Origin of the sequence: Microcystis sp. LE19-84.1B, assembly GCF_027531875.1 — a bacterium.
GTDB lineage: Bacteria > Cyanobacteriota > Cyanobacteriia > Cyanobacteriales > Microcystaceae > Microcystis > Microcystis panniformis.
On record NZ_JAPZSR010000336.1, the window covers coordinates 1 to 22969 of the forward strand.

29 protein-coding genes and 1 pseudogene are annotated in these 22969 nt (G+C 43.1%); 11 read left to right on the forward strand and 19 right to left on the reverse strand.

Annotation, left to right across the window (positions count from 1 at the left end; genetic code table 11):
* Positions 1 to 501 precede the first annotated feature (501 nt).
* Both O9324_RS19200 and O9324_RS19205 read left to right on the forward strand, forming a co-directional pair.
* The gene (locus O9324_RS19200; RefSeq protein WP_002771475.1) at positions 502 to 723 is read left to right on the forward strand and encodes a hypothetical protein; all 222 of its coding nucleotides are present in this window, start codon (positions 502 to 504) and stop codon (positions 721 to 723) included.
* Complete coding sequence (locus O9324_RS19205; protein WP_002771473.1) at positions 716 to 1129, forward strand: pepsin/retropepsin-like aspartic protease family protein; 414 nt, start codon at positions 716 to 718, stop codon at positions 1127 to 1129. Before O9324_RS19200 ends, O9324_RS19205 begins: the two co-directional genes overlap by 8 nt.
* A gap of 134 nt (positions 1130 to 1263) precedes the next feature.
* Here O9324_RS19205 and O9324_RS19210 read toward each other — a convergent pair whose 3' ends face one another.
* The 6 genes from O9324_RS19210 to O9324_RS19235 form a co-directional block, all read right to left on the reverse strand.
* The gene (locus O9324_RS19210; protein WP_158198844.1) at positions 1264 to 1608 is read right to left on the reverse strand and encodes a DUF5615 family PIN-like protein; all 345 of its coding nucleotides are present in this window, start codon (positions 1606 to 1608) and stop codon (positions 1264 to 1266) included.
* Entirely contained in the window at positions 1605 to 1898 is a 294-nt protein-coding gene (locus tag O9324_RS19215) for a DUF433 domain-containing protein (protein WP_002771469.1), read from the reverse strand. Before O9324_RS19215 ends, O9324_RS19210 begins: the two co-directional genes overlap by 4 nt.
* Positions 1899 to 2154: 256 nt before the next feature.
* Entirely contained in the window at positions 2155 to 2505 is a 351-nt protein-coding gene (locus O9324_RS19220) for a DUF5615 family PIN-like protein (protein ID WP_002771467.1), read from the reverse strand.
* Positions 2489 to 3064: a DUF433 domain-containing protein gene (locus O9324_RS19225; RefSeq protein WP_002771465.1), complete on the reverse strand. Its 576-nt coding sequence runs from the start codon at positions 3062 to 3064 to the stop codon at positions 2489 to 2491. Before O9324_RS19225 ends, O9324_RS19220 begins: the two co-directional genes overlap by 17 nt.
* A 282-nt stretch (positions 3065 to 3346) precedes the next feature.
* Entirely contained in the window at positions 3347 to 3847 is a 501-nt protein-coding gene (locus tag O9324_RS19230; RefSeq protein ID WP_002771463.1) for a DUF2726 domain-containing protein, read from the reverse strand.
* Between the two features lie 401 nt (positions 3848 to 4248).
* On the reverse strand, positions 4249 to 5244 hold the full coding sequence (locus O9324_RS19235) for an L-lactate dehydrogenase (RefSeq protein WP_002771461.1): 996 nt from the start codon (positions 5242 to 5244) through the stop codon (positions 4249 to 4251).
* 235 nt (positions 5245 to 5479) lie between these two features.
* Here O9324_RS19235 and O9324_RS19240 point away from each other — a divergent pair, with 235 nt between their 5' ends.
* Positions 5480 to 5821, forward strand: coding sequence for a DUF952 domain-containing protein (locus O9324_RS19240; RefSeq protein ID WP_288141040.1), 342 nt, complete (start codon positions 5480 to 5482; stop codon positions 5819 to 5821).
* A gap of 91 nt (positions 5822 to 5912) precedes the next feature.
* Positions 5913 to 6005, forward strand: a pseudogene (locus O9324_RS19245) (DUF952 domain-containing protein); the annotation flags it as partial.
* Here the strand turns inward: O9324_RS19245 and O9324_RS19250 are convergent.
* Entirely contained in the window at positions 5982 to 7295 is a 1314-nt protein-coding gene (locus O9324_RS19250) for a cytosine deaminase (RefSeq protein ID WP_288141041.1), read from the reverse strand. The pseudogene O9324_RS19245 and the gene O9324_RS19250 sit on opposite strands and share 24 nt — an antisense overlap.
* 541 nt (positions 7296 to 7836) lie before the next feature.
* Positions 7837 to 8724 carry a 7,8-didemethyl-8-hydroxy-5-deazariboflavin synthase subunit CofG gene (cofG, locus tag O9324_RS19255; RefSeq protein ID WP_288141042.1) on the reverse strand — a complete coding sequence of 296 codons (888 nt, stop codon included), beginning with the start codon at positions 8722 to 8724 and terminating at the stop codon, positions 7837 to 7839.
* Between the two features lie 112 nt (positions 8725 to 8836).
* On the opposite strand from cofG, the gene O9324_RS19260 reads away from it, so the two are divergent.
* Positions 8837 to 10501 (forward strand): transglutaminase domain-containing protein, encoded by a 1665-nt coding sequence (locus tag O9324_RS19260; RefSeq protein WP_288141043.1) that lies wholly within the window; start codon positions 8837 to 8839, stop codon positions 10499 to 10501.
* Here the strand turns inward: O9324_RS19260 and O9324_RS19265 are convergent.
* The 3 genes from O9324_RS19265 to O9324_RS19275 form a co-directional block, all read right to left on the reverse strand.
* The gene (locus tag O9324_RS19265; protein ID WP_002771454.1) at positions 10498 to 10764 is read right to left on the reverse strand and encodes a hypothetical protein; all 267 of its coding nucleotides are present in this window, start codon (positions 10762 to 10764) and stop codon (positions 10498 to 10500) included. The two genes, O9324_RS19260 and O9324_RS19265, sit on opposite strands and share 4 nt — an antisense overlap.
* Before the next feature lie 138 nt (positions 10765 to 10902).
* Positions 10903 to 11298: a helix-turn-helix domain-containing protein gene (locus O9324_RS19270; RefSeq protein ID WP_196219718.1), complete on the reverse strand. Its 396-nt coding sequence runs from the start codon at positions 11296 to 11298 to the stop codon at positions 10903 to 10905.
* Positions 11285 to 11584: a type II toxin-antitoxin system HigB family toxin gene (locus O9324_RS19275; protein WP_002788112.1), complete on the reverse strand. Its 300-nt coding sequence runs from the start codon at positions 11582 to 11584 to the stop codon at positions 11285 to 11287. Before O9324_RS19275 ends, O9324_RS19270 begins: the two co-directional genes overlap by 14 nt.
* A gap of 235 nt (positions 11585 to 11819) precedes the next feature.
* Between O9324_RS19275 and O9324_RS19280 the strand changes: the two genes are divergently transcribed.
* Positions 11820 to 12590: a sirohydrochlorin chelatase gene (locus tag O9324_RS19280; protein WP_502846591.1), complete on the forward strand. Its 771-nt coding sequence runs from the start codon at positions 11820 to 11822 to the stop codon at positions 12588 to 12590.
* Entirely contained in the window at positions 12587 to 13051 is a 465-nt protein-coding gene (gene folK, locus O9324_RS19285) for a 2-amino-4-hydroxy-6-hydroxymethyldihydropteridine diphosphokinase (protein WP_052600865.1), read from the forward strand. The genes O9324_RS19280 and folK overlap by 4 nt, the downstream gene beginning before the upstream one ends.
* Before the next feature lie 19 nt (positions 13052 to 13070).
* On the opposite strand, the gene O9324_RS19290 is transcribed toward folK, so the two are convergent.
* Positions 13071 to 13217, reverse strand: coding sequence for a hypothetical protein (locus O9324_RS19290; protein WP_288141044.1), 147 nt, complete (start codon positions 13215 to 13217; stop codon positions 13071 to 13073).
* Positions 13218 to 13309: 92 nt separating this feature from the next.
* Between O9324_RS19290 and O9324_RS19295 the strand changes: the two genes are divergently transcribed.
* The 3 genes from O9324_RS19295 to O9324_RS19305 all read left to right on the forward strand — a co-directional run bounded on the left by O9324_RS19295 (position 13310) and on the right by O9324_RS19305 (position 17746).
* Positions 13310 to 14674, forward strand: a complete 1365-nt coding sequence (locus O9324_RS19295) for a GTP-binding protein (protein WP_288141045.1) — start codon at positions 13310 to 13312, stop codon at positions 14672 to 14674.
* Positions 14675 to 15001: 327 nt separating this feature from the next.
* Complete coding sequence (locus tag O9324_RS19300) at positions 15002 to 15559, forward strand: hypothetical protein (protein WP_288141046.1); 558 nt, start codon at positions 15002 to 15004, stop codon at positions 15557 to 15559.
* A 333-nt stretch (positions 15560 to 15892) separates the two neighbouring features.
* Positions 15893 to 17746: a peptidoglycan D,D-transpeptidase FtsI family protein gene (locus tag O9324_RS19305; RefSeq protein WP_288141047.1), complete on the forward strand. Its 1854-nt coding sequence runs from the start codon at positions 15893 to 15895 to the stop codon at positions 17744 to 17746.
* Positions 17747 to 17832: 86 nt separating this feature from the next.
* Here the strand turns inward: O9324_RS19305 and O9324_RS19310 are convergent, their stop codons facing one another.
* Together O9324_RS19310 and O9324_RS19315 are read right to left on the reverse strand one after the other, a co-directional pair.
* Entirely contained in the window at positions 17833 to 18474 is a 642-nt protein-coding gene (locus tag O9324_RS19310) for a DUF3226 domain-containing protein (RefSeq protein ID WP_287627833.1), read from the reverse strand.
* Positions 18475 to 18639: 165 nt separating this feature from the next.
* Positions 18640 to 19758 carry an AAA family ATPase gene (locus tag O9324_RS19315; protein WP_288141048.1) on the reverse strand — a complete coding sequence of 373 codons (1119 nt, stop codon included), beginning with the start codon at positions 19756 to 19758 and terminating at the stop codon, positions 18640 to 18642.
* A 149-nt stretch (positions 19759 to 19907) separates the two neighbouring features.
* Here O9324_RS19315 and O9324_RS19320 point away from each other — a divergent pair, with 149 nt between their 5' ends.
* Positions 19908 to 20036, forward strand: coding sequence for a PEP-CTERM sorting domain-containing protein (locus O9324_RS19320; RefSeq protein ID WP_002771433.1), 129 nt, complete (start codon positions 19908 to 19910; stop codon positions 20034 to 20036).
* Positions 20037 to 20229: 193 nt separating this feature from the next.
* On the opposite strand, the gene O9324_RS19325 is transcribed toward O9324_RS19320, so the two are convergent.
* The 5 genes from O9324_RS19325 to rsfS all read right to left on the reverse strand — a co-directional run bounded on the left by O9324_RS19325 (position 20230) and on the right by rsfS (position 22927).
* The gene (locus O9324_RS19325; RefSeq protein WP_002763162.1) at positions 20230 to 20496 is read right to left on the reverse strand and encodes a type II toxin-antitoxin system YafQ family toxin; all 267 of its coding nucleotides are present in this window, start codon (positions 20494 to 20496) and stop codon (positions 20230 to 20232) included.
* Positions 20496 to 20756 (reverse strand): hypothetical protein, encoded by a 261-nt coding sequence (locus O9324_RS19330; RefSeq protein ID WP_288141049.1) that lies wholly within the window; start codon positions 20754 to 20756, stop codon positions 20496 to 20498. Before O9324_RS19330 ends, O9324_RS19325 begins: the two co-directional genes overlap by 1 nt.
* Positions 20757 to 21044: 288 nt before the next feature.
* A complete protein-coding gene (locus O9324_RS19335; RefSeq protein WP_002771423.1) occupies positions 21045 to 21998 on the reverse strand; it encodes an asparaginase in 954 nt (317 codons plus the stop codon).
* A gap of 15 nt (positions 21999 to 22013) precedes the next feature.
* The gene (locus tag O9324_RS19340) at positions 22014 to 22517 is read right to left on the reverse strand and encodes a CGLD27 family protein (RefSeq protein WP_002771421.1); all 504 of its coding nucleotides are present in this window, start codon (positions 22515 to 22517) and stop codon (positions 22014 to 22016) included.
* Positions 22518 to 22522: 5 nt separating this feature from the next.
* Positions 22523 to 22927 (reverse strand): ribosome silencing factor, encoded by a 405-nt coding sequence (rsfS, locus tag O9324_RS19345; RefSeq protein WP_002771419.1) that lies wholly within the window; start codon positions 22925 to 22927, stop codon positions 22523 to 22525.
* Between the last annotated feature and the right edge of the window lie 42 nt (positions 22928 to 22969).

Genomic DNA, 22969 nt, shown 5'->3' on the forward strand with positions numbered 1-22969 from the left:
CTGTTTCAATGTCAATGATGACCATCTTGCCAATGTTTTCTTCAACTTCCACCTCTTGGCGGATTCTGCTTTCGTACAGTTTCTCTGCACGTTGAGCAACTTCTTCACGGCTTAAAAGGATTGCTTGCATATACTAACTCCCGATGGCGATTTGACTTCTGGAGACCTCTCTATAATATCTCATACTAAATCCGTTGAGTAAGGCACAGAAAACGGGTTTCTCCGAGAAACCCGTTTTCTGCTCATGCAAGAGGCAAAAGGCAAAGGGGAATAAATAATCAGTTTTCAATAACCGGATTTAGTATAAATGTGCATGGTGCGTTCCCCAAAAATCTATTAGTGGAGCAGTAGGAGCCACATTAGGGAACTCACCCTACAGCGATCGCTGTAATTTCTGTCCAAGGGCAAAGTTAGCCTGCTTTTGGGGCAGGGATTAGCGCAAAGGTGGTGTTATACTCAGACAAAGTGCAGAAAGTCAAAATCCGTAACTTTCTTGAATCCATGCTGACAACTACTCAATTTGCGCCCCTACTAAAGCAATTGTCTTACTCCGATAAGCTCTTATTACTTAACTTTCTTGTAGCCGAGTTGCTCAAGGATTCTGGTATTGTACCGATGTCTATTCAAGATGATCTCTCTAGACAAGGTTTACATGACTCTTTTGAGGCTGCCGCCATTCTTGCTCAAGCATTAAAAGAGAAACAAGAATTGACTCATGGCTAATAAGGTAAGATTTGCTTTCACTGAGGTAGATCCCAGTCTTGGTGCATTAAGTGCGCTTCCTTATTTACCATTGACATTAACTTATCAAAGTCAATCCTTGAATGTTTCGGGTCTCTTGGATACTGGTTCTAGTGTTAATGTGTTGCCTTATGAAATGGGTTTAGCTTTAGGTGCAGTCTGGGAAAACCAAAGGCTATCTCTGCCATTAGGAGGTAATTTAGCTAGATTTGAAGCTCGTGCATTGGTTGTTAAAGCTACTGTTGAGCAATTCCCCACCGTAGATTTAGCCTTTGCTTGGACACAAGATAAATATGCGCCGCTAATACTAGGACAGATGAACTTCTTTCTTGCCTTTGATGTCTGTTTTTACAGATACGATTTAGCATTCGAGATTAGTCAAAAATAGTTTGACTAGAGAAAAAAGAGGTGTGTTAGATTTCATTAACACACTCTACCAGAGCGGCGATGGATGAACTAGAACATTGCCGCTTCATCGACTTGTTAGCTGGCTTCTGCTTAGAGTGTAAGTTTGCGGAGAAATCATGCGTATAGTAACTGATTATTAATACTATCAACAGTCAAAGTGTTAACTAAAATACCAACCCGTTGCACGACCTCGTAGGCAGTTTTCTGAGGGACAACAATAATTCCACAATGTTCTCTGCCTTCCTCTATGAATTGAAGATGCAATCGTTCAAAATCAACCCGGTTGTGGGTTACAAGGCATCTACCTAAAGAAGCTGCAAATTCTAATTGTTCGCTGTCAGTTTTGCCTAAAGTTGACTGCTCAGGAACAGTGGTGACATCTAAACCACGAGAACGCAGAAGTGTTGCAACTAACGCCGACATATCTTCGTCCATGTAAAGGGAAGCAAATATGCTCATAGCTCACCCAAAGCCGCCTTTACAGAAGGATGCACCAACTCATCGGGGACTTGGTTACGCTCAATGTACTCGTTAATTTCCGCTTGATGATCCAAATAAAAACTCAAGGCATCGAACACTTGTGCTAAGGTCAAATGAGGTAAATGAGTTGGAATTTCCTCTGGCATCACACCTAATCGCCACAGACCTACGATTGCGCGAATGGATGTGCGAGTGCCTTCAATAATTGGCTCTCCACCTAAAATCTCATTGTTTCTGGTGACATAACGTGAAAGAGTGATAATCGTCATGGAATTAAGTCTCTTAGGGAAATCGCTGATTCTATTTTAGTAAGGGACAGACATGACTTGATCATGGCATCTAGTGGCTAGAGGAATCGTAGGCTAGATGTTTTTTCGGCAACCTAACCTAAGACTCTGATGGAAACTACGCGGTAAAGAAATCTAATTTTCATAAATGTTCCTCTCGACACTGACTTAGTTTCGGTCTTGCGGTCTAACGGTTAGGTCACTTAGATTTCTGGAGTAGAAAATGATAGAGATTGCATCAAGCGAAAGGAATAAAAAGAACCCGACCTTCATATTCTTCAGGTTCACTACAACAAATAAATAGTTCTAAATCATCAAGAATCTTACCAATGGGTGCTTTTGAGATCACCTCAACAACTCCAGTCATAGGTAGTCCTTGATTGACACGATTGTAGGCATACATCGTAATAGTGGCTACATCATGGGTGAGCAGGATGCGTCCCTCATTAGCTGCCCATTCTAAAATATCTGGATCGTCAGTGTTCATCAGTCCTACATCTTGGACGCGAATTATATCTAATTCAGGTAAACGCCTCACCAGTCCACGCAAGATGGCTCCATTAAAATTTTCGTCAGTTAGAAGGCGCACTTTGCCTCGACTCTCCTTTTGACTGATAACGAGCAAGCAAGCGCTGTCTTAAATCGACTAAGTTGTGTTTTTGAGTTAGTTGTTGTCTTAGTTGTTGAGCTTGTTGGTCGCGTTGTTCCAAATAACTGTCAATTTCCTGACGGTGATTTAAATAATAAGCAATGGCACTGTATATATCTTCCAAACGAAGAACTGAAAACTGAATAGCGATTTCTTCAGGAGTGGAGCCGTTGTGGTATGAGGCAAGTATGCTATCGAGAGTCACTCGGCTCGAACCTATACGGATACCTCCCGCTTCATCCCAACGAAAAGGAGGAGAAGTTACTTGGAATTTGGCTGGGGTGTTGCGAAGGACTTCATCAATATCTCTGACGTTGTTGGTTGCCATATCCTCTTCTGCCTGAGCGATGAGGGGAGCTAATTTTCCCGATGCTAGGTCCGCTTCAATTTGTCTATCCCACATCTCATCAAGATAGTCTTGAAGCCAGTTTGCCAGAGCGCGGACTTCACTCTCTGGCAGTTGCTTAATAGCCGACTCAACTTCTGAGTGATTAGTCATATAACAGGTCAAATTTGAAGATCACAGCCATTTTATCGCTAATTAGGGTTTGCTGGATAAATCTAAAAACCTTTTCTGCAAATCTTAGGACAGATGAATTTTTTTCTTGCCTTTGATGTTTGTTTTTACAGATACGACTTAGCATTCGAGATTAGTCAAAAATAGTTTGACTAGAGAAAAAAGAGGTGTGTTAGATTTCATTAACACACTCTACCAGAGCGGCTACGCTGCCTTCTTCAAATACTTGAAACGTGAGTTGATAGACTTCCATTCGTGATAAAATCAGAGGATTTTAGATTTTATCTCCGAGATAGAATATGAGGGCTTGACTGCAAATCGCAACATTTTTAGTGCTGATGATTGAGCTGCCTGATTCAAGAAGTTATCTCGATCAGTACGACCAGACTTTTGATGAGTCTTATCGTCTAGTTCGATAACAGCTTCAACTGTTAAGTCTTCTAGATTACATAAAACAAAATCAAAATGTTTCGCTGAAATTTTATTGAAAGCACGCTGCCAATGACTTTTGTTTAAACCATTTTCAGGGGTAAGAACATCGGCAACACGAACCTTGCTAAAAATGATGAACTCATCCCCTACTGCCTGCTTTAGAGCATGATAGAACTTAATTTCAGATGGAGTTAGTAATGTTCCACGAATTTGATAAGAGTATTTTTGCTTTGATACATCGGAACCTTTACTAGCAACAAAGTGAGGACTAATAAAAACAATAATAGTTAAAGTAAGTGCCGTTATGACAATTAATAGAATTAGCCATCCCATAATTTTCTTTCTTCCATCTCAATTATAAATAAGTCTAACCATTGATTATACAGAAACCTTCTGTATAACACTTCTGAGAGTAACGATATGGGTCAACTTTCAGCATATCACCCCATTTGGGCGTGATCGCCAGAACTTTTCCCTATATCACGCCCAAAAGCGTATTAGCCAGATTAAACAAACTCTTTTAAGTAGATTCCTAACAACAAGCTGAAATAAAATAGACTTTTCGGGAAGTCTAGGACTAATTGCTTCAGTTCACCCCACAATTACCTAATTTTCGGGGAAAAAGTGCCTAAAATTTCCCCCTTGATCGCTCTTATGTTCGGCACTTTTTCAGGGCAAAAAAATCTAAAAATCTTAGCCAACAATGTTTTTAGATTTATGCAACCAACCCTAAGTTAAATTTCGAGTTGATCGATTAAATCGCGCATGATTTTGGCCGAATTATGTAACTGTTGGGTTTCTCTGGGACTGAGAGCAAGATTCAGGGTTTTTATGACTCCTTTCTCGTTAACCACCGAGGGAATACTTAAACACACATCTTTGAGACCGTATTGACCATCGAGGAGAGTGCTAATAGTGAGAATTCTTTCTTGGGAACGTAAAATCGCTTTAACGATATCCGTGGTAGCTAAACCGATCGCATAGCTAGTATAACCCTTGCGTTTGATAATTTCATAGGCGGCGTTTTTAACCTGAAGAAAAATTTCTGTTAAGCTTTCTTGGTCAGTTGCGCTTAAATCCTGCCAATCTCCTTCGAGTAACCTTGCTCCTCCGATATTAGCCGAACTCCAGACAGCAAGCTCACTATCCCCGTGTTCACCGATAATATAAGCGTGGACGTTACGCGCATCTACATGGAGTTGGGTGGATAAAAGAGAGCGTAAACGGGCAGAATCTAGCACCGTACCCGAACCAATCACCCTAGAAGGCGGAAAATGGGTTATTTTCAGGGTAATATAGGTCATGATATCGACGGGATTACTCACCACCAAAATTAAAGCACTGGGGCAGTAAACAGCCACATCCGCAAGAATACGGCGAAAAATCGCCACATTTCGTCCAAGGAGATGTAATCGGGTTTCTCCCTCTTTTTGGGCGGCCCCAGCAGTAATAATCACCACATCGGCATTTTGTCCCACATCGGCCACGGTTCCCATTTTCAAGTCCGTGGGTTCAATAAAAGGCATTCCGTGCCTTAAATCCATCACTTCCCCCTCGACTTTATCGGTGGCGATATCCTGGAGAATTAATTCATCAAAACAGTCTTGAATTAACATCGAGTAAGCGCAGGCCATCCCCACCTGACCAACACCGATAATTACCCCCTTGCGAGGACGCAGAGGAGCGGGTTTTTCAGCGTAGGGATTGGGAGTAAATATTTTATCTAGCATAGATTTTTGCAGTTACTGGCTCGGTAAGCTCATTTTAAGGGGGAATGGTTAATATCAGGTAAAAGGAGACTATAAAGAGATTTTGAGGACGTTACCGGCAATTTTTTTCCGGTAAGTGGTCGGACAAATTCCTTGTCTTTATTCCCTGACCTCTAGTTTAAGAGAATTGAGGGCCGCTGACAGCTTCAGGCTATATCCTGAAATTAGGAATAAGGTAACACTAGGAGGCGAACCGATGATCTATCACATCACCACGGAAAGAGGTTGGCGAATAGCTCGTGAAATGGGGGAATATCGGGCGCATTCCCTAAAAAATGAGGGATTTATCCATTGTTCCACCTTAGAACAAATTCCGAAAGTTGTCGCCGCTTTTTATCAAAATCAGCCAGATTTGCTGGTTTTAGCCATTTCTCCTGAACAATTGCAGGCCCCGGTCAAATGGGAGCAGCCCCAGCATCCTAACCCAGAAAATGCCACTTTAGAGCTAGAAAAAGAGACCTTTCCCCATATTTACGGTGCTATCAACCTAGAATCGGTGGTTTTTGTCAAACCTTTACAGGAGTTGCTCAATTCCTAAGTAGGGATGCACAATTATTTGTAGGATGGGTTAGCGGTAGCGTAACATGATCGGGCGTTGGGTTTCATGCTTCAACCCAACCTACTTTCATCTAGAAAAAGAGACCTTTCCCCATATTTACGGTGCTATCAACCTAGAATCGGTAGTTTTTGTCAAACCCCTAGAGGAGTTGCTCAATTCCTAGAACTAAATCATCTAACTCTTGGTAATCGGGGAGAGTAGTATCGATGCTCAACCCGCGCCGAATCACGAGGCGATCCCACTGTGGTCGCGATAATAGCTCGCTAAAGTAGCGAGCCTTGAAAATTAACAAATTTGCCTCTAGACCCGTCTTAATGCGCCCTAAATGGGGCAATCCGAGCAGATTTGCTGGGGTGAGGGTGACACTATTTACCCAGTCAGCGTAGGGTGTATCGAGGTGAGCAATCCGCACCGCTTGGGTAAAGACTTCTAAACCATCGTGATCCCCAAAACCATAAAAGGGATCGCGACAGTTATCACTGGCAAAAGCAACCGGAATTCCCGCTTTTTTCATCTCTTTTATCTTAGTTGTCCCGCGCCAAAAGGGGGTTTTTTCCTCTTGACGATCCTGTAGGTAGAGATTGCACATCGGCAAGCTAACGATAGCAATGCCCGCATTTTTGACTAAATTTAGGGTTTCTTGGATTATTTCAGGGGATTGTACCGCTAAACTGCAACAGTGACCACAGATGATTTGTCCAGAAAATTGCTCTTTGATAGCAGTACGGGCGATCGCTGCTAAACAGGTAGAATCGGGGTCGCCGTTTTCATCTAGATGAAAATCGAGATTTAAGCCCCTTTCTTGGGCTAATTTGAAGGTAATATCAATTTGTGCCTGTAAATCAGGATTTGTGTAGGCTACTCCCCCTAATATGCCTCCAAATTCGGCAATTTTATCGGCTAAGGCCGCTCCCTCGGAGGTTTGATAGTAGTCAAGGGAAACTAGGGAAACCGCTTGCAGGGTGATTTTACCGGCCCATTGTCGTTGCAATTCTCCCAAAGCGGTTAAGCTAATCTGTGCCTGTTGACCAAAAGAGTCGATATGGGTGCGAATAGCGGCGGTTCCGTGGGCATAACTGCATTTAACGCCGAATTCCATGCGACGATACACATCCTCTAAGCGCCACTCCCGTCGGGAATCCTCTAGGACCATTTTTAAGGCACTGTCAAAAGTGCCATCATGGTTAGGACAACGCTGCCAACTATGACCTTTATCGAGATGGGTGTGCATATCGATAAAACAAGGCAAAATAATCTTTTTTTTGAGGTCGATGACGGGAATATTATCTTCGGGGGGGATGGTTGAGGTAATGCGATTAATGTTACCGTCATTAATTTCCAGATTAACTAAGGTTAATCCCTCGGAGGTTTGGGGAGAAAAACTCTCATTTTCTAGGAGGGAAATGGGAATATGGGCATTTTTGAGCCAGTAGCGCTCGCTTGAGGGAATCATAAGACCTCTGGTAAAAATCAAAAATTGTTGTGAGGGTTAGGAGTCGGTCGTCGGTGCATCTCACATTTGCAGGAATACCGACAATCAGCAATTATCAGTAACTCTTAGATGATTACAAATGTATCAGCAGCTGCGTGTAAGCATCCCACCGAAAAACTAATGCGCTCCGGGGTTTGGGGGGTTCTACCCCCCAAAAGCTTGGATTGAGTGATAAAATCGGAAGTAATGCCCAATCTTAGCCGAAAGTTTCCTCGTAAAAACTCCAATTGGTAGATTGACAAAAATGAGATGCAGCCTCGGTCGTCGGTCGTCAGGAGAATTAAAAATGAATAATAAGGGACTTGCGCTTTGATAATGTACCTTTTGGGCGAACGCAGTTCGCCCCTACATTGTGGACAAAATCCGTTACTGTAGGGGCGCAAAGCTTGCGCCCTCCGATCGATTGGGATATTATTCCCACGCAAGTCCCTAATCAATTAAGGGGTATTAAGTAAGGAGTGTTAAATGGCATTAACAGTGCTATCTTTTACCTGATTAATGTTTACTGATAAACCGGCAGACGCGGCTTTAATTCCCAGCCATAAACTGCTAAAAATTCCTTTAATTTATCGGGGTGTAAATGAAGGTAATCGGGATTAACTTCATCGATAGGGCCAATACCGCCTAAATCCCGCGCTCCTGCCGCTAAACAATCCAAGAGAAAAAGAGGATCGGGTACTAGATTCGGGGGAATTTGAATGACAATATCTGGGGGCAAAATTTCCCTAGCTTGTCTAACTAGAGCGGGTAATTTTTGCAGATCAAAAGGATTATTTTGCCACTGTTCTCTTTTACCCGGATTGTAGGGTTGTAGGATTACTTCTTGAATATGTCCCCAACGTTGATGAATAGTGGCAATAGTTTCTAAGGTCACTAAGCGATCGCATTCTGTTTCACCAATTCCTAATAATAACCCCGTGGTAAAAGGAATTGCTAGTTCTCCCGCCCATTGTAACTGTTCTAAGCGCAGGGATGGCACTTTACTGGGAGCCTGACGATGGACAGTATTTAATAAATTCACCGTCATTTGTTCTAACATTATGCCCATAGATAGATTGACATTTTTCAGGTTTTCCATCTCAGCAAAAGTTAAAATCCCCGCATTGGTATGGGGATAAAAACCCATATTTAAAGCCAATTCTCCCAAATTATAAATATGCCGAAACCATAACTCTCGATTGGCTGCTAAAGGATGAACTTCGCCGCTAAGAATTAAAATTTCCGTAATTTCCGAACCCTGCAAAGCAGTTAAAATCTCTTTGGCTTTTTCCAAACTTAACCAGCCATCAGTGCCTAAATCCCTGCGAAAATTACAATAACTGCAACGATTGAAACACTCGTAGGTAGGTACAAGGGTATGAGAGGGACTATAGGTGACAATTCTTGACATTTTTTTCGGGATTGCAGTTCATTACGAGCATTCAAGGGCGAGAAAATTTGCTATCGTGGGGAGAATTGCTGTTTTATTCACCTAAAAACGCTCTCCCTTTTCGTTTCCTCCTATGATTTTCGATCCTGCCAGTCTTCCCTCCCATCGTCAAACGATTCGTCCGATTAGTGCCACGGCTCTGCACGGAATTGTATTTCAAGATGACAAATTAATCGCCATCGACGCAAAAAACGGCTATTTATACCAAATTGCCCTCGATACTGGTCATACAAGCGTACTTAATTCCCATCGCTGGCAGGAATTCGTCGGGACGACGGGATTGGCAATCGATGATCAAAATAACCTCTGGTTTACTACTCGCGAAAATCTCTACTGCTGCACTCTCGAAGATTTTACCCCGAAATTTTTCACCCGTCTTCCCTACACCGCTAACGGAGTCGCCGTAACTGGTAACACAATTTATGTCACTTGTCAACGTTCTGGACAAATCTTTATATTTGATCGCCAATCGGGACAGGAAATTACTCGTTTATACGCGCCGGGTATCGGCATCGAAAATATCACCATTCGCGGGGAAGAACTTTGGCTAACGGATACCCTAGAACAAACGGTTTACTGTCTTGATCGCGCCACGGGAGAACAGCTTTTTAGCATGATAACTCCTTTTGAATCACCGACGGGATTAGCATTTTATCGCGATGCTAACAGTGGCAAGGATATCCTATATGTAGCATATACTTTCCAAGAACCCTGTATCCGCGATAATCCCAATTCCGAACAGGTTCACGAACTTAGTTATCGTCCGCGTACTTTTGTCCATCCTCTATATTTTCACTACGATCCCGCTAAAAAATACGCCCTTTCTAACGGTTATCTGATTGAATTATCCTACGTCGAGGAATTAGAACCTCTCTATAATATCGAACTTAAAAATGTGGAATGGCGCATCGCTTTACCCTTAGAAACACCACGGCAAAAAATTCGCAGCGTCGAAGCGGTGGGATTGCCTTTTATTGAAGAAATTCAGGACGGGCAGCGGGTGGCAGTATTTAAGTTCGAGCAAATAACCAGCAAACAACGTCATATTTTTGGGTGGAAAGTAGTCTTAGAAGTATGGGGTATTAAATACCAAATTACTCCCCAAGATTGCGAAGATTTACCCCCCTTACCCGCCGATTTTCCCGATCGCTATTTGATCGATAATGATGATCTGGCCATGAATACAGAAATTATCCTCAATGCTGCCGAAGAAGCGATCGGTCGGGAAACCAATCTCCTCAGAAAAGTTTATAGTATTCGTAATTACGTCTATGATCAGCTTTCCTACGGTATCAAACCCAACATCGACACCCCTGATATTGCCCTGCGACGCGGAGTGGGTTCCTGTGGGGAATATGTGGGTTTATTATTGGCTTTGTGTCGTCTCAATGGTATTGCCTGTCGCACGGTAGGACGCTATAAATGCCCCCCCCATCCCCTCGAACGTAATTTACCCCTCGAACCGGATTACAATCACGTCTGGATGGAATTTTATCTGCCCTCTATCGGTTGGGTTCCCATGGAGTCCAATCCCGATGATATTTTTGAAGGCGGTCCCTATCCCAATCGTTTCTTTATGGGTTTAGCTTGGTATCACACGGAAATTGCCAAAGATATCCCCTTTGAACGAATGCTCAGTCAAGGACAACCGGTGTTAAAAACCCAAGTTCCCATCGGCGATTTAGCGATTAATCACGTTCAATTTATCATTCTTGAGGAATTAGCCCCAAAAGACTAGAATTCTGAGCCATCATCTAGGATGCCCATTTCTCTATCTCTTTCTTCTTTGAGTTCTTTGACCATTTGTAAACCCGCACCCACACAGAAGCCTAGGGCTGCCCCGGCACCGGCAAAATAACGTCCATAGATGATTTGATAGTGATGGGGATTTCTATAGTTGACTTGGCTGGGATTGCGTTCAATGCGGCTAATGCCATAACCGATACCAGCACCAACTAAAGCCGTTACTAGGCCTGAAAATAGAACTAGACGAAAGTTCATGATCTTATCTCCCGATGGACTCTGACTTTAGATTATCGCTGAAAATTAGTTAATGGCAAGCTATCGCAATAATTTGTTAAGTAGTCGTGTCAAATTAATTTCCCTTGAGATGTGTAATTAATTTTGCTTAGGTACTTATTAAGTAAATAAACTGGCATCAACCCGAAAATATGCCCCCAAAGACCTAGCTTCTGACTGATTGATGCTGCGTTGTCCATTAATTATTTGCTCCACCGCATCAGGGGAACCCAAAATAGTAATTAGCTCTGGATATTCTATCTCGTTAGCTTCTATCAGATGCTGTAAGGTTGCTAAAGGATTTCTATCAGGAATTGGATAATTATCCGCCTCGAATCTTTCGATCAAACTAATCAATAACTCCAGTAAAGCCTCCTCCTCTAAACTAAGTTCCGAGCGATGTTCTAACTCTTGGGCAATTGCGATCGCTCGCTCGTTTTCCACCTCTGTGGTGATTGCTTTTGGTTGATAGTGAGCGAGTAATTCTCCATAGGTTTTAGAATTAAAAGTAAGCATCATTTTTCCAATTTCCTTTATCGTACTCGGCATGGGTAAGAATGTATTTAATATAGATAGTCTGTCGGCTATAAACTATATCTACAATTAGACGAAAGTGATTTCCTTTAATGTTAAAAACAGTGAAATTACCAACAGATTCAGCACTTTTATAAGTGGCTTGCACATCGATTAGATTTTGCCATGCCGCTTTACTAGCGACTCTATACCAATCATAGAGAGACTCGCAGGAATTAGCATTAGTGATACAGAAATCGCGAAGTATTCGACGGCTAATTACCCGCATAATACAAATATACCTCTGGCAGTTTCTGTCAATAGCAATTATACCTCAATACCTAGACTAACTAAAGCCGGCGGGCTGATTGGCTCACACTTTACATTGCCTAAAATGGTAGCACTTGGGGCTAATGGGGACGTTTTTCCGCTTACCAGCTAAATTGAGAATATCAGGGGCATTGATGCCTAAAGGGAGAGAAAATGTATTAGGCTAAAAACTAAACTATTTTGGCCAGATTTCTTTGAAGACCTCCTCAGCCTACTTATTGGTTTTCCACGGTAGTCGCGATCCGCGTCCAGCCATGGCGGTGACGCAATTAGCAGCCTTGGTTCAGGAAAAAATTAGTCAACCTGCCGAAAGATTAGCGAGTAAATCGGAGTTTAGCCCATCTCTAGCGGTTCTAGAAGCAGATAATCGGGTATTAGTAGGGACTGCCGCCCTAGAATTAGCGATAACACCACTCCATCAACAAATAGAAGCTTTTGCCCAACAAGCACAAAGCCAAGGATGTAACCAGTTGCAGATTATCCCCCTGTTTCTCCTGTCGGGGGTTCACGTTAAAGAAGATATTCCCGCGGCCGTGGACAAAGTGCGATCGCCGATTAAGCTAGAGTTAAAGCCCCATTTAGGCAGTTATCAGGGCATAAAATCGCTGTTATCCCGACAATTTGCCGATTTAAGCCCCCAAAACCGCATTTTACTGTCCCACGGTAGTCGTCGCCCCGGGGGTAATCGGGAGGTGGAGAATCTAGCGGCGTTTTTTGGAGCAATTACAGCCTATTGGTCAATAGAACCGAGTTTACCCCAACAAATCGAGAGTTTAATCGCTCAAGGTAGCCAAAAAATCGCTATACTGCCCTATTTCCTCTTTGCTGGTGGAATTACGGATGCGATCAAAGCCCAAGTTTTTGAACTAGCACAAAAGCATCCAAATGTCAATATATTTTTAGGTAAATCTTTGGGAGCGACGGGGGAATTAGCCCAAATTATTGTTGAGGAAGGATGTAGATGAAGCGGGCAGCGATCGCTCTAGGCAGTAATTTAGGAGATTCAGCGACAATTTTAGGGCAAGCTTTAGGGGAATTAGAGCGAGTCAAAGGAATTAAACTAGAAGCTCATTCCCAATGGCATCAAACCGCAGCCATCGGGCCGCCTCAGCCCGATTATCTCAACGGTTGCGCCATTGTGCAAGTGGATTTATCGCCCCTAGATTTACTGCATAAATTATTAGAAATCGAGCAGTTATTCGGGAGAGTCCGACGGGAAAGATGGGGACCGCGTACCCTCGATTTAGACTTAATATTTTATGAGGACCTGATCTTAGAAACGCCCGAATTACAGATACCCCATCCCCGCTGCCGAGAACGGGCCTTTGTGCTGCTTCCCCTGGCAGAAATTGCCCCCGATTGGCGAGATCCCGTAACCGGAAAAACTATCCTTCAGCTATTGGGCCAATTGGGATTGGCGGAGTAGGATGTTAGGTGTTAAGGTTTTAGGGTTTTAGTTGAAATTCCCCCATCTCTCCTGCTCCCCACGTCCCCACGTCCCCACGTCCCCACTTCCCCACGTCCCCACGTCCCCACGTCCCCACTTCCCCACGTCCCCACTTCCCCACTACCCCACTTCCCCACTTCCCCATCTCCCCTAACCCCAGATAACCGCGTCTCAGTTACCGCCCCGAAACTCTACAATAAAGGCAGCAGCGTTAATAAACAGTAAAGAAAATCAACCGTGACCAAGACCCCATCCCTCGAGGAAACTCATTACAATCAGGCTAAAGCTAGTTTACAACAGGCCTTAACTTGGTATGCCAGTTTTCGCCGTCATTGGAATTATCCCCCCGATCCCCAACTTCAGTCCGCCGTTAAACAGGATTTGCAGTCCTTAAAATCGGCCTTAGATAAACTGGATGAAACAGTGATTCGGGTGGCGGCCTTCGGGTTAGTCAGTCGCGGTAAATCCTCGGTGGTAAACGCTTTAGTCGGTCAAAAAGTCCTGGCAACCGGCCCCCTGCACGGGGTGACACGCTGGCCGCGATCGGTGCGTTGGACACCAGCCACGGGTAAAATTCAGATAGAATTAATCGATACCCCTGGATTGGATGAGATTGAAGGGGAAGCGCGGGCGAATATGGCCAGAGAAGTCGCTAAAAGTGCCGATTTGATTTTATTTATCGTTGCGGGGGATATTACCCGCACCGAATACGAGGCCTTAGGAGAATTGCGCCAGGCGAAAAAACCGATTATTTTGGTGTTTAATAAGATTGATCTCTATCCAGAAGCCGATCGCCGTCAGATTTTTCAGCAGTTACAGAGATTAGGAACCAATCGGGACGAAAAAACGTTAGAAGATTTGTTAACTAGCGATGAGATAGTTATGGTAGCCGCCGAACCGCAACCGATTCCCGTCCGGGTGGAATACCCCGATGGGCGCGTGGTGACTGAGTGGGAAACCCCTCCCCCCCAAATTGAGGAGCTGCAAGATAAACTCTTAACGATTTTAAATCGGGAAGGGCGATCGCTGCTGGCCTTAAATGCTTTAGTACAAGGACAAGAAGCGGAGGAAAATATCGCCAGAAAAACCCTAGAACTGCGGGACAGTCAAGCGGAGGAAATTATCTGGCAATACGCGAAATATAAGGCTTTAGCGATTGCGGCCAATCCGATCGCTATTTTAGACCTCCTAGGGGCTTCAATCGTCGATTTAACTCTAGTTCGGGCTTTAGCTCGTTTGTACGGCCTGCCAATTACCAGTCACCAAGCCGGTCAACTCTGGCGGACTCTACTTTTGAGCAGTGGGGGGTTGCTGGTGGGGGAAATCCTCAGCACTGTGATTATCGGTTTGGGCAAAACGGCAGCGGCAGCGGCGAGTATTTTTGAAAATCCCACCTCTTTAACTCTCTACGGTAGCACCGCCCTCCTACAGGGAGGAATTGCTGCTTATGGAACCTATATCATCGGGAAAGCCGCTAAAATCTATCTAGAACGCGGTTGTAGTTGGGGGGCATCTGGACCGAGTACGGTGATTAATCAAATTCTCGCCCAAGTTCATCCGCAAACTATCTTATATCGTTTACGTCTAGAGCTAGAACAGTGATTTTAAAGTAAAAAGGAAAAAGGAAACAGGAAAAAAGGCAACAGTGATCAATTAAATATGGTTCTTCGTTACTTGGTCTGGTTTGAGCGGATGGCATAAATCGACTAAATTGTTATCTGGCAAGAGAGTTAATTGATTAGTTCGTTCTAGAGCGAAAACAATTGACAAAAATCGCAGTAATGTCTTTCTCTATAATGGTTTCATCCCTTATCAACCCGTCCATTGCCTAACACGAACCACTGACGACCGACTCCTAATGACCGACTCCTAATTTTAGAAACTTAATTTTTGACAACGACCACTAGCTAGAAATATTGAGAGAAAATCATGTCTGCTGCCCATAAGTCCTATATTCCCGTTCCCGTTTCTCGCCAAAAAAGCCAACCGACTCAACGTCGTCCCCAGTTGCGGGTAACTTCCCCCAACCCCACTACTAAACCAGTTACTCAATCCTCCCCGACTCCCACCGTCAAACCGACGACTAAATCAGTGGTGAGAGTTCCCGTGACCCCGACACAAAAACAATTAGCCTCGCGTCAATTACGTTCCCTTTGCCTCCTAGAAAGAATAGTGGCTGTGATTACTTTTTGTCTGTTGGGTTCGACTCTGGGAATATATGCTTGGACGGTATATATTCCCAAGGTTTGGGACAAAGAATTTGGTAAACTGGAAACACTGCAACGTCACGAGCGCAATCTTTTGGCCACCAATGAAACTCTTAAACATCAACTAGCTCAACAAGCAGAAAAACCCGAAACTGGCTTAACTCATCCCCAACCCTTCCAAACTATCTTTTTACAGCGTAAATCTGCTCCTAACCTGAAACCAGAACCCACTTCTCAACCCCAATCTACCGTCAATTCTCGACCCAGAAGTGCCTATTAAAAGTTATCGGTTAGCAGTTATCAGTTATCAGTGGGTAAGTTAACAGTTAGCAGTTATCAGTTATCAGTTAAGTGGGGAGGCACAATTATGTGTAGGATGGGTTAGCGGTAGCGTAACCCATGCGGCCGTTGGGTTTCATGCTTCAACCCAACCTACGTTCATCTTATATTTAATTCCACCCACCCACTTATCAGTTATCAGATGTGAGTTTTTAAGTGTGCAGTATTAAATAGAAGTTTCCTACTGTCTGTTTACTGATCACTGTTTACTGTTTACTGATCACTGATTACTGATTACTGTTTACTGATCACTGATCACTGAAAGATACTGCTCATGACTGACACAAAAAGACCCAGATTTAGAGGTAAAGAAACTCGATCGCCCTCGGGCAGGATCCGGGACAGAAAGTCCTATTTAACCGCCAAAAAACGGCAACAACAGTTAAAAAAAATGCCTGTGAGTAACGGGCGATTGGTGGCGGTGTGGTTGGTTTTAGTCATGGGTATTTTGGGTTTAGCTTGGCGATTGTACCAGTTACAAATAGTACAAGCGCAGGAATTGCAAAAAAGAGCCAGACAACAGCAAACTACCAGTATTAGACCCTATATTCCCCGGCGGGCGATCGTCGATAGTAATGGTAATGTTTTGGCGACCGATCGCTTGATTTATACTCTTTATGTACACCCAAAACTGTTTGCTATTCCCCCAGCAGAAGTGGCTGATAAATTAGCTCCTTTATTAAATATTCCTACTAATCAACTGATGCAAAGATTTAAAGAAAAAGAAACAGGAATTCGTTTAGCCAATCAATTAACCGAATCCGTGGCTAGGGGCTTAAAACAATTATCTCTTGACGGTGTAGAATTAGAGGAAAAATACGCTCGTTATTATCCCCAAGACGATGTGGCAGCCGACGTGATTGGCTATGTAGATAAAGAACATCGTGGTCAAGCAGGATTAGAACGAGGTTCCAGTCAGTTATTAGAAAGAGATCCCTTTTCTGTCAATACAAGACGCATGGGAGACGGGCGAATTTTACCAGCTTTTGTTCCCGATGGTATCTTTCAATTTGATGAATTACAGTTAGAAGTAACCCTCGATTTAAAACTACAAAGAGCCGCCCGCACGGCCCTACGAGAACAGCTAAAAAAATTTAATGCTAAACGGGGAGCGGTCATCGTCATGGACTCCCTTGATGGTTCTCTTTTAGCCCTAGTTTGTGAGCCAACTTTTAACCCCAATGAATACTACAAAGCCAATGTGGCTCTATTTAAAAATTGGACTGTAGCCGATCAGTACGAACCGGGGTCAACTTTTAAACCAATTATTATCGCCCTGGCCATGAAAGCAGGGGCAGTTCAAGCTAGTACAGTAGTCAATGATCCGGGGGCAATTACTGTCGGTCCCTGGACCATTAAAAATGCCTCTAAACAGGGTTATGGGGCGCTAGATATGGCCCGAGTTCTGCAAACCTCTAGTAACGTGGCCATGGTGCAAATTGCCCAAAAAATGGGGCGAGTTGATTTCTATAAAAGTTTATTAGGATTGGACATAAATCAAAGGGTTGGTGTAGATTTACCCGGAGAAGTGTCAGGATATCTCAAACCCGAACAACAATTTCTGGATAATGCCATTGAATCGGCCACCGCTTCTTTTGGTCAAGGTTTATCCCTAACGCCTTTAAAATTAGTACAATTGCACGGTGCGCTGGCCAATGGTGGTACCCTAGTGACTCCCCATGTGATCAAAGGATTAGCCGACGACCGCGGCCGTTTGCATTGGCAGCCCGATTATCCCAGCAAAAAAGTCTTTTCTCCCACCGTAGCCCGGCAAGTGGTGGAAATGATGGAAACCGTCGTCAGCAAGGGGACGGGGGTAGCAGCCCAAATCCCCGGTTATCGCATCGGGGGTAAAACGGGAACCGCACAAAAAGCTAGTCCGACGGGGGGTTATCTACCTAACGCCAAAATTACCAGTTTTGTGGCGATTTTACCAATCGAATCGCCCCGTTATGTGGTTTTGGTGGTGGTGGATGAACCCAAGGGTGCCAATACTTTTGGCTCCACTGTGGCCGCTCCGGTGGCCAAAACGGTGATGAATACGCTCATTTCCCTCAAGGGTATCCCCCCCACATCCAAGGTCGCTCCGGCGGGTTCTGCGACCAATAAACCCCCGCGGCACGATTAATTTAAGTCTTTTTGCAAGAGGTTTTATCTAACAAAGCACAGAGAAATATTATGGGGCTGTCATTCCCATTTCGATCCATACTTCTATCAAATCTCGTATAACTGCTGTAACCATCTCAAAAAATTGGCTGATTGGGGATGGGATTGATTAAGTATTCTTTGTTTGACTGCATCGTGAAGTTGTTTCCCCGGCGGATCTTGCCAAGCTAAATAGGTATGAATATTAGCCTTATCTAGATGATAATCCCTATAGGTTGCCCCTTGTTGTTTTGCCTCTATCACCTTGTTTTGTGTATATTGCCAAAGATTATTATCGGGAACTAAATAGGCTAAAAAAGTCTCTAACATCCCTCTAGATTGATTATCGGGCATCATCCACACACCGAATTTTAACCCCGATTCTAGAGTTATAATTAATCCCTCTGCTGGTAAATTTTGAGGTAAATTAGGGATATTTGGTAAACAGGCATTATATAAACTTTGCCAACGATTATCAGGTTCTTCGTCTGCATCCATAATAATTCCTAAATGAGTTAGTCCGTTAGGAGTTTTTAGTTGTGCAGAGATGTATTTAGGTTTTAGTAAATTTTCAACACCATCACAATTTATGATATTCAATGGTTCTTCCCCTCTATTCCAAGTAACTCCATTTGCTGCCATTAATTGGGGAATAACTCTCAATTCCTCCGCACCTTCCACTAATAACTTTTTTGTCTCTATTTTAGGCATTGTTACCGCACCTCAAGATTACTTGTAGCGGCAATAACAATTTCTTCTGGATCAAAGATTACAGATTGGCTGGGAGCATCTCATTTATGCAAGTGAGTAATTATACTTATCCCCAAAACTGGTTTCTAGCAAGGCTTTCAAAATAGCTTGACATAAAAACCTGATTTAGGGGTTACAAAGGTGAGATGCTCCCGATTGGCTTTTTTCCCTATCTATCCTTTGAATAGTAATCTCGTTATCGGTAATTTTTTCTTCGGTAATTAATTCGCCTAAACTTTGCCAACAATCGCGGCTGTGAGTGGTGGCAAATACCTGAATATTGAGTTTTTTTGCGGTTTCCCAGACTACTTTCCACATATCAGTCATGACAGTAAAATGCAATCCGCTATCAATTTCATCAACTAATAAAATTCCATTTTCAAGATTAACCATCGCTAAAACTAATCCTAACATTCGCCAAAATCCATCACCTAAACTGCCAATAGGTATAGGTTGATCATGATTTTTAATTTTGATTAAAAACCCACCTCTAACACCTAGGTTATTTGAAGTTGAATACTTGCCAGAACCAATACTAGCTATCCTTTCAATTTTTGGCTCAATAATTTTCAAAGATTCAATAATTAAATCTTCTAAAGGAGAGAGAACAATGTTGTCAAAAAGTGCTGCCATATCAGAACTTGTTAGAGAAAATGGTGTTAAGAACTTCAATTCAATTTTATTATCAATACCTATTTTATGGGAAATTCTGCTTAAACTAGCCATTCTTCTTGTGGAATCTCTGGCAAGAGTACCGTTGGCAAGAAGTTCCAGTTCAATAGGTTTTTGTGATTGACTCCATCTAATACTTAAAAGAAGTTTATTCCATTCCTCATCGTCGAAAATATTATCATTATTTAAATCATCATTTTTGTCTGAAAATGGAGATAGTTGTATAGGAATACTTTTAACAGAAATAGTAACACTTTCCTGATGTGATTCCCTAGAACCAATGATGATAATTTCCTGACTTGGGAGGATTTCATGCCCAGGAAATAAATGACAAATTTCAAAAACTTTAGTGCGACCAGCTAACTTATTTTCCAACCAAGCGAACTCGCCTCTATAGCTAATAGTTTCAAGAAATATATCTAGATTATTTTGAACATATAAAAACTGAATCGCTTCTAAAATAGAAGTTTTGCCGCTATTATTTTTACCCACTAAGAGATTAATTTGACCAAGATTGGTCATCTCAAAATTTTGAAAACCGCGAAAGCCTTCAATTTTTAGGGATTGTAACATGAGTGATTACCCCAGATTTTTAGTTATTAAATCTAGTTTATCTCAACCCCAGTAGCCAAGACCACCGACGAGACTAGATAGCGCAGACTCACCTTACCATATCGTCAGGTATTATTTTTAATGGAAATGGGTTTATCGGTGTTTCTGATGTGACAACTCCCGAACCCACATCAACTTTAGGCCTCCTGTCTCTAGGAATACTCGGTGCTGGTGCAACCATAAAACGCCAAGTAAAACGCAATCATTCTATCGAAAAAGAAACCACAAAAATAGGTTAAATCGCCCGTTAACTGGTGTTATCGCTCTTCGATCGCTTTGCGTTCGCCGAAAAAAGTACAAGGGTTTTGAGTCTCTCGGAGCGATTTCTCAACGTTTGTTCCTGGCACTTTTTTGGAAAAAAAGCTCAAAACCCTTTTCTAGCAGAGCTTACATTTGTATTCAGCAAGCTCTAATTAAACGATTGACCGAATATTAAAATAAATCCCCATGGGAACCAGAGCGCACTAAAAAAAGATGGGTGTCTGTGATTTTATAAATTAAAAGCCAGTCTGGTTCTAGGTGACAATCCCTATATCCATTCCAGTTTCCCATCAAAGCGTGATCTTTGTATTTAGGTTCTAGTTCTTGCTTTTGAAGTAATTTATCAATGACATTTTTCAGTTTGGTCATATCTTTTCCCCGTTTTTGCAGTCGTTTAATATCTTTCTTAAAGCGATTTTCAAAAATGGGTAATAACATTAAATTCCTAGCTGCTGATACAGTTCAACTTGATCTTGGCAAACAGTTAAGTTTTTTTGCTCTTCAATATTCTGAATAGCTTGTTGAGTTTCTTCGTTAAAATCACTTATGTTATAAGTCCCTTCTGCAATTCGTCGTTCTTTTTCCGCTTCTTCTAAAAATTCAGCTAGGTGTTTTTTTAGATAGGTTGCCAGGCTATCTTGTTGTTCTTCAGAAAGCAGTGCAATCTGCTCGAAAGTTTCTTGAATTAATTTAGTCATCTGTATTGTACTCCGAAGTTCGGTTTTTGAGGAAAAAAATCAAGATAAGTAGGTAGGCGTTAAAAATTATCAGACACCCCCGTTATCAAGGGTAGGGTTGATTCATGAATCAACCCTACCTTATCAAGGGGATATCCCCCCGCCTATCGGCACCCCCCTTATCAAGGGGGGCAGGGGGGATCGAACCTAAAATCCATTTTTAATTTAATTATAACCAGCTACTTATAAATACTGCCCTAACACACCAAAAAAAAGTTTTTGATGTGTTACCCTTGCTCAACCCACTGTTTATAACAAAGCCATTTCTCCCACCACTTCCAAGCGGGTATAACTGCCGATTTTGAGGAATTTTTCCGAGAGAGATTCGGCCACATTGGGAGTAATCCAGCCTAACTGTTTAAGAATTTGCAAAGCGGCCGCATATTTAGCCCGTTTGGAACCATCTAAAGCTTTTATTGCTAATCCTAAACCCTCACCGACGCGCCCGATACATTGAATCCCTTCGGCCCCGGCTTTACTGACGATTTCCCCTTGGCTAATCTGCATTAATTCCGTATCAAAAGCCCCTTCTCCTGCTACCATGCGGGGATGATAGGTCATAGCTCGGACGATTCTTTCTAAGTCTAAACGGTTGCCAGAGGCTAATTGGGCGTAGAGATGGGCCATTTGCCCCAACTGCATTGAATAGGTGGGCGCACCGCAGTCATCGTGGGCGCTGATTAATTCATCCCCCGGCATTCCCAATAATTCGGCAATTTTGCTTAAAATTAGCTTCTGTATCGGACTAGAACGCCGCAGATAGGTATTTAATGGCCAGCCGCGCTGTTGACACACCGCTAACATCCCGGCGTGTTTACCAGAACAATTGTACTGCAAGCGACTGGGTTTACCGGACGGGAGGGGACATTGCAGGGCGTTGGGATCGATATCGGCGCGCCAGAGAATATTAAAGACTTGACGGGCCTGTTCCACTGTGCCTTGGTGAGAACTACAGATAATGGCTAGATCCTTATCGTTGAGATCGTAGCGTTCGAGGGTGCCGGTACTGATGACAGCCAGTGCTTGAAAAGGTTTTAGGGCCGAACGAATAAAGGCGCTAGTTTCGGCGCTGCCGGCGGTGGATAATACCCTGCCGCGGTCATCGCAAATAGCGGCCTCGACATTATGGACCGATTCAATGATACCTTCCCGGAGGAGATGAATTTCTAAGCGGTGGGTTGGTGAACGTTTTACCCTATTCATTCAGATTGGTTGCAGTTAGTGAGTGAAAAATAGCCAGAAAAGACCACTGATAGCGATAATTGCCCCTAGAATCAGGGCGGTTTTTTGTAAACGCTGGAGAATGGGCTGGATTTGATAGGAGACGATTAAACGATCGCGGGTTAAAATAGCGGCGGTTTTTGTCCAGATTTGGCCATCATACCAGCCGGACTCCTCATAAAATACTTTCTCTGATTGCAAGCGGTCATAGACGTAGATCCAGCCTAGATACAAGCGCAATAACACCAATCCTACCAAAATTGTCGAGCCAAAAATCCCCGCACAGAAGAAGAGAAAAGGGGCTTTTTTGAGGGGAAAACTAGCAGCGGCAATCGGTCCGACAATTAACCATGTCCATAACCATAACCAGAGAATTTTTTTTGTATAAGAGGCTACATCTAGCGTCGCCCAACGGAAAAACCAAGATTCTTTTAATTGTTCGTACTCGTTAACCGGTTGCTGTTCTTCCGGGACGGGACAGAAATCAAGGGAGGATTTCATGGATTCTACTCCTCTAAATGGTCGCTAGGCAGAGGAATACGTTGGGCATGACCCCAAAAAGCTTCTAAATTATAAAATTCTCGCTCTTTTGGTAAAAAGATATGGACAATGATATCGCCATAATCCATCAGGATCCAGCTACCTTCGCTTTTTCCTTCCACTTGTCGGGGGGATTGTTGCCATTCTAGTTCCATGGCACCTTCGATCGCATCCTCGATCGCTCGCACTTGGGTGGTAGAATAGCCGGTAATAATCAGAAAATAATCGGTCAAATAACAGATATCGGCGACCTTCAGGATGGCGATGTCCCCCGCTTTCTTGTCCTCGGCAGCGGTAACAATTGTCTCCAGAAATTTTTCGGTCTTGAGATTTTCGGCGACAGGGGTAATAATTCCAGTGGGATTGGTCATTCAGGTTGTGGTTATCCTTTGACTGAGGTGGTTTTAAGCGAG

Bases quoted from the DNA above. Each gene is read 5' to 3' on its own strand.
- O9324_RS19200 (WP_002771475.1), top strand. From the start codon at position 502: ATGCTGACAACTACTCAATTTGCGCCCCTACTAAAGCAATTGTCTTAC.
- O9324_RS19205 (WP_002771473.1), top strand. From the start codon at position 716: ATGGCTAATAAGGTAAGATTTGCTTTCACTGAGGTAGATCCCAGTCTT.
- O9324_RS19210 (WP_158198844.1), bottom strand. From the start codon at position 1,608: ATGAGCATATTTGCTTCCCTTTACATGGACGAAGATATGTCGGCGTTA.
- O9324_RS19215 (WP_002771469.1), bottom strand. From the start codon at position 1,898: ATGACGATTATCACTCTTTCACGTTATGTCACCAGAAACAATGAGATT.
- O9324_RS19225 (WP_002771465.1), bottom strand. From the start codon at position 3,064: ATGACTAATCACTCAGAAGTTGAGTCGGCTATTAAGCAACTGCCAGAG.
- O9324_RS19230 (WP_002771463.1), bottom strand. From the start codon at position 3,847: ATGGGATGGCTAATTCTATTAATTGTCATAACGGCACTTACTTTAACT.
- O9324_RS19235 (WP_002771461.1), bottom strand. From the start codon at position 5,244: ATGCTAGATAAAATATTTACTCCCAATCCCTACGCTGAAAAACCCGCT.
- O9324_RS19240 (WP_288141040.1), top strand. From the start codon at position 5,480: ATGATCTATCACATCACCACGGAAAGAGGTTGGCGAATAGCTCGTGAA.
- O9324_RS19250 (WP_288141041.1), bottom strand. From the start codon at position 7,295: ATGATTCCCTCAAGCGAGCGCTACTGGCTCAAAAATGCCCATATTCCC.
- cofG (WP_288141042.1), bottom strand. From the start codon at position 8,724: ATGTCAAGAATTGTCACCTATAGTCCCTCTCATACCCTTGTACCTACC.
- O9324_RS19260 (WP_288141043.1), top strand. From the start codon at position 8,837: ATGATTTTCGATCCTGCCAGTCTTCCCTCCCATCGTCAAACGATTCGT.
- O9324_RS19265 (WP_002771454.1), bottom strand. From the start codon at position 10,764: ATGAACTTTCGTCTAGTTCTATTTTCAGGCCTAGTAACGGCTTTAGTT.
- O9324_RS19270 (WP_196219718.1), bottom strand. From the start codon at position 11,298: ATGCTTACTTTTAATTCTAAAACCTATGGAGAATTACTCGCTCACTAT.
- O9324_RS19275 (WP_002788112.1), bottom strand. From the start codon at position 11,584: ATGCGGGTAATTAGCCGTCGAATACTTCGCGATTTCTGTATCACTAAT.
- folK (WP_052600865.1), top strand. From the start codon at position 12,587: ATGAAGCGGGCAGCGATCGCTCTAGGCAGTAATTTAGGAGATTCAGCG.
- O9324_RS19290 (WP_288141044.1), bottom strand. From the start codon at position 13,217: ATGGGGAAGTGGGGAAGTGGGGTAGTGGGGAAGTGGGGACGTGGGGAA.
- O9324_RS19300 (WP_288141046.1), top strand. From the start codon at position 15,002: ATGTCTGCTGCCCATAAGTCCTATATTCCCGTTCCCGTTTCTCGCCAA.
- O9324_RS19305 (WP_288141047.1), top strand. From the start codon at position 15,893: ATGACTGACACAAAAAGACCCAGATTTAGAGGTAAAGAAACTCGATCG.
- O9324_RS19310 (WP_287627833.1), bottom strand. From the start codon at position 18,474: ATGCCTAAAATAGAGACAAAAAAGTTATTAGTGGAAGGTGCGGAGGAA.
- O9324_RS19315 (WP_288141048.1), bottom strand. From the start codon at position 19,758: ATGTTACAATCCCTAAAAATTGAAGGCTTTCGCGGTTTTCAAAATTTT.
- O9324_RS19325 (WP_002763162.1), bottom strand. From the start codon at position 20,496: ATGTTATTACCCATTTTTGAAAATCGCTTTAAGAAAGATATTAAACGA.
- O9324_RS19330 (WP_288141049.1), bottom strand. From the start codon at position 20,756: ATGACTAAATTAATTCAAGAAACTTTCGAGCAGATTGCACTGCTTTCT.
- O9324_RS19335 (WP_002771423.1), bottom strand. From the start codon at position 21,998: ATGAATAGGGTAAAACGTTCACCAACCCACCGCTTAGAAATTCATCTC.
- O9324_RS19340 (WP_002771421.1), bottom strand. From the start codon at position 22,517: ATGAAATCCTCCCTTGATTTCTGTCCCGTCCCGGAAGAACAGCAACCG.
- rsfS (WP_002771419.1), bottom strand. From the start codon at position 22,927: ATGACCAATCCCACTGGAATTATTACCCCTGTCGCCGAAAATCTCAAG.